We start from the raw sequence: 12,318 nt of genomic DNA, 5'->3' as shown, positions 1-12,318 counted from the left end.
ATTACCCCGTATCTGTTACTTTTTTTAATAGTCTAACATATTAAAATTGTAATGATACAATAAGGTCAACGATAATGAGGAGGACTTCTGCCATGACGATGAAACGCTTGCCGATCCGAACAAAAATTATGATCCTTACCTTTGGCATCGTCCTGTATGCAATTGTTATCGGCGGAGTTGTTATCATCGGAAAAATCCTCGATATTCAGGAAGAAGAGCTTGCCAAGCGAGCCATGATCACTTCCCGAACAGTTGCACAGCTTCCCGAGGTGAAAGAGAATATTCAAGAAAAAGAGGGCTGGAAGCAAATTGAACCAGCTGTTGAAAAAATACGAGTTATTAACGAAGCGGACTATATCGTGGTAATGAACATGGACCATGTGCGTTATTCGCATCCGGTCAAGGATATGCTTGGCACAAAATCAGAAGGAAAAGATGAAAGTGCTGCATTTGCTGATCATACGTTTACCTCGAAAGCAAAAGGTGAGATGGGAACCGCGGTAAGAGCTTTTGTACCGATAAAAAATTCAGAATTGGAGCAGATCGGAGTTGTCGTTGTGGGTCATGTTATTCCGGGTTTTTATGAAGTAGTAAATGACTTGACAGACGAGATGACCTTGATTTTACTGCTGGTTCTCTCGTTCGGCATCATCGGATCTTATCTGCTTGCGAGTCATCTTAAGCAGCAGATGTTTTATCTGGAACCACACGAAATCGTTAGGATGCTCGAAGAACGAACAGCTACTTTCCATTCGATGCATGAAGGTGTAATTGCAATAGATAACCAGGAGCAAATATCGATCTTTAACGAAAAAGCAAAGAGCATCTTCTCAGTTACAGGTGATGTTGTAGGTAAACCGATTCGAGAGGTCATTCCGGATACACGATTGCCCGAGATTATTGAACTCAGCCGTCCTGTGTACAATCAGGAAATTCGGGTTAGCGGAAAAGTTATTATGAGTAACCGTGTGCCTATAAAAGTGAAGAACCAAATAGTTGGAGCAGTGGCCATTTTCCAAGACAGAACGGAAGTCGCGAGGATGGCCGAAGAATTAACAGGCGTTAGAGCGTTCGTTGAAGCACTGCGTGTACAAAATCATGAGCATATGAACAAGCTTCATACGATAGCAGGTCTTCTGCAGCTAGGAAAAATCAAGAAGGCCATGCAGTATGTCTTTCAAGTGTCTGAAGAAAAAGGGTCTCTTACCAGATTTTTAAATGAGCGGATAAAGGATGAGAGTTTGGCAGGCCTTTTATTAAGCAAAGTAGGGCGTGGGAAGGAACTAGGAATTCAAGTTGTAATTGACAGTGAGAGCCGATTTGAAGAATTTCCTGAGCAGCTTGATCAGCACGACTTTGTGATAATATTAGGCAATTTAATCGAAAACGCTTATGATTCCCTTAAAGGGATGAGCGACGGAAGAATAGATGTTTCCGTTGCACAGGATTCAGAAGTTTGTGCCGTTTTGGTGGAAGACAACGGCTGTGGAATGAGTGATCAAGTTCAAACACAGATTTTTGAAAGAGGATACACGACAAAAGGAAGCAATGGGTCAGGGATCGGGTTATTTTTGATTCAACAAATTGTAGATAAAGGAAAAGGCGAGATTGAAGTGATTTCTCAACCAAACCGAGGTACAAGCTTTTTAATCACTTTTCCGATGACCGACAGGGGTGAGAACAATGAGTGAAATTAAGGTTCTATTGATCGAAGACGATCCGATGGTGCAGGAGATCAACAAGGCATTTATAGAAAAAGTAAAAGGATTCAAAGTGATATCTACCGCATCTAATGGAACAGATGGGTTGGAACAAGTACGGAAGCTGAAGCCTGATCTTGTCGTGCTCGATATTTATATGCCAGGTCAAGACGGCGTTAAAACACTCCAACAGATCAGAGCAGAAAAAATTCAGGTGGATGTTGTGGTCATAACCGCAGCAAATGATTTAGAAACCATACGATCTATGCTGCAAAATGGTGCATTTGACTATATCATCAAGCCGTTTAATTATGAGCGAATCCAAAAAGCATTGGAAAAGTATAGAGCGTTTCACTCGACCATTTCACCTTCTGGCTCGGTTACTCAAAAGGATTTGGATGATCTTTTCTTTTCTGAACAACGTGTGGTGGCTTTAAGCGCGGAACTGCCTAAAGGGTTAAACGAGCTTACGTTAAAGCAGATCGAAGGATTTTTACAAAATCAGACGGAAGCGAAATCAGCAGAAGAAGTGGCTGAGGGAATAGGAATTGCCCGTGTTACAGCACGCAGATATCTGGACTATCTGGTGAAAAAAAACAGCATCCAAATGGATATTCAATACGGAACAATCGGACGTCCTGTGAATCGGTACATCTTAAAAAGATAAGCTAAAGACCAAAAAGACCAAAACGTTCAATACGTTCAAAATATTCTAACAAATACTTGAAAGCGTTATCATTACATTTACAAAGTGTAGGTAACGCTATTTTTTATGGAAATTGAAGGGGGTCTGTCCCCGGGACAGACCCCCTTTTCAAAATAATGAAAGGGGAAGATGAATATGAAAAGATTATTTAAGAATTTAACGTTCCAGGTTTTGACTGCTATAGCGGTTGGGGTGCTTGTGGGTCTGATCTGGCCGGAAGTCGGAAAACAGATGAAGCCTGTTGGTGATACGTTCATTAATGCTGTTAAAATGGTGATCGCTCCAATTATCTTCTTAACAATCGTTCTTGGAATCGCAAAAATGGGAGACATGAAAAAGGTAGGTAAGGTAGGTGGGAAAGCTTTTATCTACTTTGAGATCGTAACGACACTTGCACTTGTCATCGGTCTTATTGTTGTTAACGTGTTAAAACCTGGTGCTGGTTTAGATTTTGATAAGCTCGAAAAAGGTGATGTATCTCAATATACTTCAGAGGAAGGCGGAAAGATCGACTGGATCGAGTTTGTTACACATATCGTTCCGAGCAACATGGTTGATGCCTTTGCAAAAGGAGATATCCTGCAAGTTCTGTTTTTCTCTATTCTTTTCGGTGTCGGTTTAACGGCTCTTGGTGACAAAGGAAAGATCATTATCGAGTTCTTTGATAAACTGCTTAACGTCTTTTTCAAAATCGTGGGCTATATCATGAAAGCGGCACCGCTTGGAGCATTTGGTGCAATGGCGTTTACGATCGGAAACTACGGTCTTGAGTCTCTGGTTCCGCTAGGGAAATTAATGATCGCCGTTTATACGACGATGTTCTTCTTTGTTTTCATCGTTTTGAACCTGATCTGTAAAATGTACGGCTTTAGTCTTTGGAAGTATCTGAAGTTTATAAAAGACGAACTTCTTATCGTACTTGGAACGAGTTCATCAGAATCTGTGCTCCCAAGAATGATGAACAAGATGGAAAAGTTCGGCTGTTCAAAATCAGTTGTTGGTCTTGTCATTCCAACTGGATATTCGTTCAACCTAGACGGAACATCCATCTATCTTTCCATGGCTGTCGTTTTCTTGGCTCAAGTGTTCGGCATAGACTTAAGCTTAACGCAGCAGCTTACGATCATCGCTGTATTGATGTTAACGTCTAAAGGAGCAGCAGCAGTAACTGGCGGAGGATTTATCGTTCTTGCTTCAACATTAACGGCAATGCAGGTTATTCCGGTTGAAGGATTGGCACTTCTGCTTGGGGTAGACCGTTTCATGAGTGAAGCCCGTGCGATCGTAAACTTAATCGGTAACGGAATCGCAACGATCGTTGTTTCAAAAAGTGAAAATGAATTTGATGAGAATAAGAGTGAAGAAGCCATTCAAGAGATGTACGAGAATAGAAGGATTGCAGTTTAAACAATAGAGCTTTGGTCAGAACAGACTAAAGCTCTTTCTTTTGGTATGATTTAGAAAAAGTGTGTGAAAGGAGAATGACGAATGATTTGTAAAATGCTTAATATCAGCTATCCCATCATTCAAGCTGGGATGGCAGGCGGCCCCACAACACCAGAGCTTGTAGCAGCCGTTAGTGAGGCAGGTGCACTCGGGACGCTAGGGGCAGGTTATATGTCACCAAAACAAATAGGTGAGGCGATTCATAGCATTCAAAAGTTAACAACGGAGCCTTTTGCGGTAAATCTATTTCTTCCACAGCACTACGAGATTGACGAAAAGCAGATCTTAAAGATGCAGCAGCACTTGAATACATATAGAAAACAACTTGGAATTCCAGAGGTGGACCGTGTTCCTGATAGGCAGGATCTCTTTGAACAACAACTTCAAGTGGTAATAGATTCAGGTGTTAAGATTGTTAGTTTTACATTTGATCAGCCATCTCAGAGTTTAGTAGAAATGCTGCAGTCAGCTGGAATCATAGTCATGGCGACCGCTACAACTGTTAAAGAGGCTGTCGCGTTAGAATCTAGTGGAGTAGATATCATCGTTGCACAAGGCAGTGAAGCAGGTGGACATCGAGGTACTTTTCTTAATGTTAAGGACGAGTCAATGATTGGCACGATGGCTTTAGTTCCGCAGATTGTTGATACAGTAAGTTGCCCAGTGGTAGCAGCGGGAGGCATCATGGACGGAAGAGGGATAGCAGCTGCATTAACGTTAGGCGCATCCGCCGTTCAGCTCGGTACGGCGTTTCTAACGGTTGAGGAAAGCGGTGCGAGCGAGATTCATAGACAAGCCGTTCTCTCCAGTTGTGATACCGATACGAAGATTACAAAAGCTTTTTCTGGAAAAAGTGCAAGAGGATTTCATAATAAGATGATGGTAGAGGTTGAGCGTGTTGGCGGGATACCACCTTACCCAGTGCAGCATGTTTTAACATCTGATATTAGAAAAGAAGCTGCACGGAAAGGCAATCAAGAGTTAATATCCATGTGGGCAGGGCAGGCGTCTGCATTAGCCCGAAAACAGTCAGCATTTGAGTTAGTTGAAGGACTTGTACAAGGCTTCAAAAAAGCAGTTGATAATGTTCCAAAGGAGTTGAAGCAGGTAAAGAGATTAAAACCTTAACCGGACAAAGCAGGATTTGTTCTTTTCTTATCGATCTCTTAATACGTTTTGTATAAGCACAACAAAACAAGAGATCGGGGTGAAAATCATGGATATTATATCCGACTTTGCACCGTATGTTGGTTTAGCTGTGATTTTATATGCGATTCGTCAAACCGAACGATTCTCAAATAAGTATATTCCAATTGCGGCAGTAGTTTTAGGTGTTCTTTACGCTTTTTGGGAAGCAGGTGCTGCAACTCCAGAAGCAACACTGGTCGGCTTAAAATATGCACTGTTGGGTATCGGTACAGTTGCAGGGGTTAAGTATTCAATCGAGAATAATACAAAAAAATAAGCTGAAATGAGCCAGTACTGTTAAAAAACAGTACTGTTTTTTATTGTGCAATTAATATATTTTATGTAAACAAATATTGTACAAATGTTTACAATAGTTATTGAATGGGTAATGAAAATTAATTCTAGGTAAAGGGTGATGCTGTTATGAGAATTAGAAAAGAGCTTGAGGAAAACATATTAAAACAGTTGTTACATAAAGATCCCGAGGTTTTAAAACAAATAATTTCTTTTTACAGCATGCTTCTTTACCAGGTAGCTTACAGAATTACCGGCAGTCAAAGAGAGTCGGAGCAAATTTTATGTGAAGTTTTTCGAGAACTTTGGGAAAACCCAAATCGGTTTGCTCAATCAAAAGATAACTTTTTTTCCAGTTATCTAATCAAACGGTGCAAGCTAAAATGTGTAGAACGTGAAGAAGTACACATCATGACAATATTGTCGAAAAAGTCAAAAAAATATATTGCGAAGAAAGCCACAATCTGATAATATTAAAAACGCTTACAACTAATGCCAATTCGAAAATGAAGAAATTGCATGACCTGCTCTTTCTTTATTTTATCTATAATGCTGAATGAACTCTCTGCACGAGTATGTAGAGATTTTAGGCAACATTCTTAAAGCACTTATTTGATGAATAAGTACTTTTGGATGTTGTCTTTTTATTTTGTTTGCATTAGGGTGGGCTTCATAATTGTTAACCAAATTAACTTTTTTAGGGGGATGTAAGGATGGGAAAGTCAAAGAATCGCTGGCTCATTGCTTTATCAGCGGTAGGGATTCACATTTCAATCGGTTCTGTTTATGCATGGAGCAACTTCACGAATCCATTGATTGATCGGTTTGGCTGGTCCGCTTCACAAGTTCAGATGACCTTCAGCATTGCTATTCTTTTTTTAGGTTTGTCTGCTGCATTTCTGGGTCATTTTGTTGAAAGACATGGACCGAAAAAGGCAGGCTTACTTGCGGCTATTTTCTTCGGAGTGGGAATTGCGGGTTCAGGAATCGCAGTTAATCTAGGTTCATTAACAATGCTTTACCTATTTTACGGAGTACTCGGCGGGATCGGCCTCGGAGTTGGATACATAGCCCCGGTTTCAACCCTTATTAAATGGTTCCCCGATCGCCGCGGGTTAGCGACTGGGCTCGCCATAATGGGATTCGGTTTTGCAGCAGCGATCAGTTCTCCTATTATGGATGCACTCATTAAATCCGTTGGCGTAGCAAACACGTTCTTTATTTTAGGAATTGCTTATTTTGCCATCATGACATTATCTTCGCTTTACCTGGAAAAACCAGAGGAAGGGTGGCTCCCTGCCGGTTTTAAAGAGAACGTTAAGAGCGGAAAGGTGAAGATCAAGAAAGACCTTTCACAACTAACTGCAAATGAAGCGGTCAAAACAAGACGCTTCTATTATCTATGGATCATGCTGTTCATCAATGTTACGTGCGGAATCGCCATTCTTTCTGCAGCGAAGCCACTTGCACAGGAAAGTATTGGCCTTTCTACGGCTGAAGCAGCAGCGCTCGTCGGTGTATTAGGATTGTTCAACGGTTTTGGCCGAATTGGCTGGGCATCCGTTTCCGATTATATCGGTCGACCCAATACGTACACGACTTTCTTTGTACTGCAAATCGCTTTATTTTTCTTATTGCCTCAAACTTCTTCATCCATCTTGTTCCAAGTGATGCTCGCGGTCATCTACACGTGCTATGGAGGAGGATTTGCTTCTATACCAGCATACATTGGAGATCTGTTTGGAACCAAGCAAGTTGGTGCCATCCATGGTTACATCTTAACAGCATGGGCAGCAGCAGGGCTTGCCGGTCCACTTTTTGCCGCTTGGATCAAAGACACAACAGGATCTTACGCAAACAGTTTAACATTCTTCTCAGGATTGTTTGTTGTCGCACTTATTGTATCCATCTTAGTTCGCTTTGATATGAAACGGCTAGCGGCTAAACAACAAAAGTCCGTAGCCTAGATGATGAGAAAGAAAATGCAGTGCTTTCCTTAAGGGGAAAGTGCTGTTTTTATATTTTGCAAAAACTTCTGAAATCTTTTACAACCCTCAATTTTCCACCTGGACTCTTCGAATAATTAATGTTGAGTAATTAAGTGTTAGTTATTGATAGAACTCCACTTAAAGGAGTTCTTTTTGTTTTGTTTCATCGATAGAGGGAACGGTTGTTTTTAAGAAGGAGTGAATTATAGATGAGAAGATCTCAGCGTAACAAATCGAAAAAAAGGAACGTTGTACTATTCAGCGCATTAGGAGCAGTCCTTTTGGGATTATTGTTTTTACCGAAAGATGTGTTGTTAATGGGGAATGAAGAAGAACCTGTAAAAAAAGAAGTAAGTAATGAACCAAAACATAAAGTAGTAAAACTTCAGCCAGATAACGAGAGCGCATATGAAGATGAAGAGAAAGAAGCTGAAGAATCTGAAGCAGCAAAAGAAGAGCAACAACCTTCTCAAGAAATCGGCATAAATCCAGAAAAAGAAGCAGAGAAAAAGAAAAAAGCAGAGAAAGCGGAAGCTGAAAAGAAAAAACAGCAAGCTTCTGGTGAGCAGCCCGTTCTTAACCAGCCGATCGGCACGTCACAAACAGGACCGCATACATCCAGTTACGAAGAGGGCAGTGTGGATTGGAACGAAAAGCTAAAGGCAATTCGTCTTGCAACAGGGCTTGATGAAAACATGACCGTATGGAAGATCGCAAATGGCGGTGGACCACAAAAATCGGTTGCAGAGGTAAGTCCAAACAAACAGCCAAACGAAAGATATACAGTTAACCTTGAATGGGTTGATAAAAAAGGATGGATGGCGACGAGTGTTCAGAAGTAGACTTTGACACGATTTCTGTAAGTGGACAGTATTATGTGATAAGTGGACAGTAAACTGTGAAAAGTCGACAGAAAAAATTGTAAAGTGGACAGTATTTTGTAGAAAGTGGACAGTAAATTACTCAAAACCGACACATAATCACTTAAAGTGGAATGTTTAAACAAAAAGCCGGCCCTGATCGTTACTTCAAACGACCAACAGAGCCAGCTTTTTTACATTTTCTCTTATTTGATCCTCGCTTTTAAATAGTGTGACCCCATTCATAAGTAAGAAACATCCTAAGATCACATCTGATTCCAAAAAAAATCGTAAAATACGTCAGTCAAAGAGTTCAGCCAGGCTCAATCATCTTGCTGCATGTTATGTATGACAGCCGGGAGGAATCGCTGGAATCTGTAAAAGGCATCATCAAAGATTTGGAAGGAAAAGGAAACGGGTGTTTAGTACCGTTTCAGAAATGGTGGAATAAAAAGAGGAGCGCGCTCAGGCTTGAGTGGGCTCCTTTTATGTGAGTTATTTAGCAACAAGTACGGGTTGATGTGCGTTAGTAATTACCTTTTGACTAACGCTTCCTAGAAATAGTTTTTTGAATCCGCTATGGCCTCGATTACCGATGACGATGAGATCGATGTTATGACTATCCGCATATGCACAGATTGTTGCAGTTGGGTCACCGTGCAGTATGGCTGTCGTTGTCTTTATCTCAGGATCAACTCTTCTTAAAGCTCTGTTAAGGATCTCCTCACCATGACTTTGCTCCACAACTTCAGCTTCCTTTACTTCCACAACCGTGCTAGCCACGCCTCCAGGGTGAACACCGCCATACAGTGGAAGAGCAATTTCGGTCGTCACATAGAGCAACGTTAACTCTGCACCCGTGTTCCGGGCAATCTCAATTCCATTGTTCAATGCCTTAAAGCTACCTTCTGAACCATCAACAGCAACGAGGATCTTGGTAAATAACATCACGTGATCTCCTTTCATGCAGATTTGGTATCTTTTATTTTAAAAAAAATACCTTATAAAAACAGTACCCCTTGAAATTTTGTGTAAACCGAATTGTTTCTCTGTCACAAATCAAATCGCTTTCTCGTCTTGTTTGTAAAATAAGAAAGTGAGTGATGACAGATGAATAAATGTGATGTGGCAATTGTAGGCGGGGGAATTGCAGGGTTAACAGGCGCTATTTATTTGGCGAAAGCAGGACACTCTGTCACTGTTTTTGAAAAAAGCAATGAACTAGGAGGGCGCGCGCGTACGATAAATAAAAATGGGGCACTTTTTAACCTAGGGGGTCATGCTCTTTATAGAGGCGGAGCGGCAGAAGGAATCTTGAAGGAGCTGGAAGTAAAGATATCAGGAACAGTTCCCGATACAAAAGGATTTGCCATATGGAACGGCGGACTGCTTGAACTGCCTGATTCGTTGAAAAGTATGGTCAAAACAAGACTGTTAACCTGGTCTGGAAAAATGGAGCTTGGCAAGATCATGATGAAAGTTCGTAAAATAGATGCAGCATCAATCCCTCACATGAGTTTGCGGAAATGGGCAGAGAATGAGATCAAAGATCCGATGGTGCGTCATATTTTTTACGCCTTGTGCAGAACATCAACATACTGCATCAATCCTGATCAGCAACTGGCAAGTGCAGTGATCCAGCAGGTGCAGCTTGGAATGAAGGGCGTTCTCTATATAGACGGAGGGTGGCAATCGATTGTAGATAACCTGCGGAAAAAAGCAGTTGCTTCAGGAGCAACCATTCTGAAAAATAAAACCGTTTCTTCTATAGAAAATGTAGGACAGCACCAACTGAGGTTTACAGATGGAGAAGCCATGGTAGTACCGTATGTGATCGTGACAGCCGGGCCAGAACAAACCTTTAAGCTAGTAAAAAATGCCGAAGGAACGCTGCTGGACAGATGGAAAGAGCAGGCACAGCCTATATATGCAGCATGCCTGGATGTTGCACTAAGGAAACTTCCAAATCCTCATCATAACTTTGCTATCGGCATAGATCAGCATATCTTATTCTCTAACCATTCACGAGCTTCAAAGCTAAGTGAAGATGGTACAGTGGTACTTCAGTTGATAAAATATTTAGGAACAGAGAAGGAGGAACATGGGCTTGAAAATAAGCGAGAGTTGGAGAAGATCATGAACCTTATGCAGCCAGGCTGGGAAGAAGAAGTTGTGGCTAAACAATTTCTTCCACATATCACTGTTGTTCATGATTCAATAAAGATAGGAGATACACAACATTTTGGTCCGAACGTACCTGAAATACCAGGCCTATACATGGCAGGAGATGGAACAGGGCATGGAGAAATGTTGGTAGACACAGCGTTTGCGAGTGCCAAGCGGGCAGCAAATGCCATTATGCGGCAGATTGGTGCACATGGTTTGCCAAAGGAGGCTTAATTTTGAACGAAACACAGCCAGAACAACTGTTTATGCTGCATAGGCCACTGTTATTTTCTTTAGCGTACCGAATGCTAGGAAGTGTGCATGATGCTGAAGACATCATTCAAGAAGCCTATTTTACGTTGAGTGAGACATCGATCGAACAAGTGCAAAACCCAAAAGCCTATCTTTGTAAAATCGTAACCAACCGCTGCATTGATCTACTGAAATCAGCACGAAAAAAAAGAGAAACATATGTAGGTCCTTGGCTTCCAGAGCCTCTAATAATAGATACCGAAAAAGATCCTGAGCAAAACTACATGATGAAAGAATCCATCTCTACGGCATATCTGCTTCTATTAGAACAATTATCAGAGACAGAACGTGCCGTGTTTCTGCTTCGGGAAGTTCTCCAGTACGATTATGAATACATTGCAGAGGTGGTCGGAAAGAGCAGCACCAACTGCAGACAGATCTTTCATCGAGCTAGAAAAGCAGTTGGAAACCATCGAGCATCTGATCAAATACCGACTCCGAGAGCTGCTGCATTAACCGAGCAGTTTGTGACAGCTATTGTTTCAGGAAACGTCAACAAACTGCTAAGCCTGCTCGCGGTTGATGCAACTTTATTATCCGATGGAGGCGGAAAAACAAAGGCAGCTGTCCTTCCTATTTTGGGTGCAGAACGAATTGTGCGTTTCTATATGGGGATCTTGGCAAAGTTTACAGAGGACTTCTCATACAAGTTTACAACCGTTAATGGAGACCCTGGAATTATATTGTATGTAGAGAACAAGGTCTTTGGAGTACTTTCCCTTCACATACAAAATGGCTTGATTCACCAAATATACTGGGTGGTGAACCCCGAAAAATTGACTCATATTAAATAAAAATGGAGGAAAAAAATGAATCCGAATAGAGCTGGAAAACTAGACGAATAAAGCAGTGGGGAAAACATTGAGGTTACCAAATACAAAAAAGTTATATAGCTTGGGATGACCCTTATTATTCAAAGAAAGGGGCCAGGGAACAGGGTGCTTTCAACGTAATATATGAGAGGACTGGAACTTTCAGATTACTAGTAAACTTGTAATAGGAAAGAATTTTCATTTCAGTTTCCATCTAATTCGCCAGAAGCATAATAAAAACAGCACGTTAATTGAGCGTGCTGTTTCTTGTTCTACAAAACATCGAACCATAATGCTTTTTTGTCATCTGGATCACCGTTATAATTCACAAGTATTTCTTCCCCTGCTTCAATCTTTTCTATGGCAAAGAAATCTATCATTTCTTTTTCAAGGTTATTTTTAAACCTGGCATTGGGGGTATAGGAATGGTTAAATAAAGAACCATATCCAAGAGCGATTGCGGCTCGATCGTCACTCCAGTTAAAATAGTAATCTCTTAATATTGTTGAATGCAGAAACATAATTTGAATATTTTGACATACAATAACAGGTGCTTCGTGAATCAATTCACCTTCTTCAATCGTGCGTGCAGCAAAAATTCCTCTTCCGTAACGAGATTTTTTTATTTCAATCAAACCTTTTGTCACCACCATTCTTTTTATCAGTAAAATTGAAATCATGATATGTTATGAAGGTGGGAGATGAAATGTGCCTAGTAAAATAAGAATTTTAATCGAGCGTTCTGCGGTAATAAAGGACTAAAGTAAAAATATGCCATCAGCCTCTATGAATCTCCTTTCTATTTTTTCCAGTAGTAACAACTGTTTAACTTTCTGAAAATTCATA

13 protein-coding genes are annotated in these 12,318 nt (G+C 40.9%); 11 read left to right on the top strand and 2 right to left on the bottom strand.

Annotated elements, in window-relative coordinates; genetic code table 11:
• Positions 1 to 92: 92 nt before the first annotated feature.
• The 9 genes from IEV52_RS15955 to IEV52_RS15915 all read left to right on the top strand — a co-directional run bounded on the left by IEV52_RS15955 (position 93) and on the right by IEV52_RS15915 (position 8,676).
• The gene (locus IEV52_RS15955; protein ID WP_188403483.1) at positions 93 to 1,691 is read left to right on the top strand and encodes an ATP-binding protein; all 1,599 of its coding nucleotides are present in this window, start codon (positions 93 to 95) and stop codon (positions 1,689 to 1,691) included.
• Positions 1,684 to 2,367: a response regulator gene (locus tag IEV52_RS15950; protein ID WP_188403482.1), complete on the top strand. Its 684-nt coding sequence runs from the start codon at positions 1,684 to 1,686 to the stop codon at positions 2,365 to 2,367. Before IEV52_RS15955 ends, IEV52_RS15950 begins: the two co-directional genes overlap by 8 nt.
• 174 nt (positions 2,368 to 2,541) lie before the next feature.
• Complete coding sequence (gene dctP / locus IEV52_RS15945; protein WP_188403481.1) at positions 2,542 to 3,813, top strand: C4-dicarboxylate transporter DctP; 1,272 nt, start codon at positions 2,542 to 2,544, stop codon at positions 3,811 to 3,813.
• 81 nt (positions 3,814 to 3,894) lie between these two features.
• Entirely contained in the window at positions 3,895 to 4,980 is a 1,086-nt protein-coding gene (locus tag IEV52_RS15940; protein WP_188403480.1) for an NAD(P)H-dependent flavin oxidoreductase, read from the top strand.
• Between the two features lie 88 nt (positions 4,981 to 5,068).
• Positions 5,069 to 5,317 (top strand): phage holin family protein, encoded by a 249-nt coding sequence (locus tag IEV52_RS15935; protein WP_188403479.1) that lies wholly within the window; start codon positions 5,069 to 5,071, stop codon positions 5,315 to 5,317.
• A 146-nt stretch (positions 5,318 to 5,463) separates the two neighbouring features.
• Positions 5,464 to 5,802 (top strand): sigma factor, encoded by a 339-nt coding sequence (locus tag IEV52_RS15930; RefSeq protein ID WP_188403478.1) that lies wholly within the window; start codon positions 5,464 to 5,466, stop codon positions 5,800 to 5,802.
• A 245-nt stretch (positions 5,803 to 6,047) separates the two neighbouring features.
• On the top strand, positions 6,048 to 7,301 hold the full coding sequence (locus tag IEV52_RS15925) for an L-lactate MFS transporter (protein ID WP_188403477.1): 1,254 nt from the start codon (positions 6,048 to 6,050) through the stop codon (positions 7,299 to 7,301).
• A 230-nt stretch (positions 7,302 to 7,531) separates the two neighbouring features.
• Positions 7,532 to 8,164, top strand: a complete 633-nt coding sequence (locus tag IEV52_RS15920; RefSeq protein WP_188403476.1) for a YrrS family protein — start codon at positions 7,532 to 7,534, stop codon at positions 8,162 to 8,164.
• Between the two features lie 350 nt (positions 8,165 to 8,514).
• On the top strand, positions 8,515 to 8,676 hold the full coding sequence (locus IEV52_RS15915) for a hypothetical protein (protein ID WP_188403475.1): 162 nt from the start codon (positions 8,515 to 8,517) through the stop codon (positions 8,674 to 8,676).
• Position 8,677: 1 nt separating this feature from the next.
• Here IEV52_RS15915 and IEV52_RS15910 read toward each other — a convergent pair whose 3' ends face one another.
• Positions 8,678 to 9,130, bottom strand: coding sequence for a universal stress protein (locus IEV52_RS15910; protein ID WP_188403474.1), 453 nt, complete (start codon positions 9,128 to 9,130; stop codon positions 8,678 to 8,680).
• Between the two features lie 162 nt (positions 9,131 to 9,292).
• On the opposite strand from IEV52_RS15910, the gene IEV52_RS15905 reads away from it, so the two are divergent.
• Positions 9,293 to 10,582, top strand: a complete 1,290-nt coding sequence (locus tag IEV52_RS15905; protein ID WP_188403473.1) for a phytoene desaturase family protein — start codon at positions 9,293 to 9,295, stop codon at positions 10,580 to 10,582.
• Positions 10,582 to 11,454 carry an RNA polymerase sigma-70 factor gene (locus tag IEV52_RS15900; RefSeq protein WP_373869440.1) on the top strand — a complete coding sequence of 291 codons (873 nt, stop codon included), beginning with the start codon at positions 10,582 to 10,584 and terminating at the stop codon, positions 11,452 to 11,454. Before IEV52_RS15905 ends, IEV52_RS15900 begins: the two co-directional genes overlap by 1 nt.
• Before the next feature lie 290 nt (positions 11,455 to 11,744).
• Here IEV52_RS15900 and IEV52_RS15895 read toward each other — a convergent pair whose 3' ends face one another.
• Positions 11,745 to 12,107 carry an SET domain-containing protein gene (locus IEV52_RS15895; protein WP_240460769.1) on the bottom strand — a complete coding sequence of 121 codons (363 nt, stop codon included), beginning with the start codon at positions 12,105 to 12,107 and terminating at the stop codon, positions 11,745 to 11,747.
• Between the last annotated feature and the right edge of the window lie 211 nt (positions 12,108 to 12,318).

The sequence above is a fragment of the Fictibacillus barbaricus genome (assembly GCF_014635025.1).
Lineage (GTDB): Bacteria > Bacillota > Bacilli > Bacillales > Fictibacillaceae > Fictibacillus > Fictibacillus barbaricus.
The sequence above is the reverse complement of the archived record's forward strand: the minus strand, read 5'-3'. Positions and strand labels throughout refer to the sequence as shown.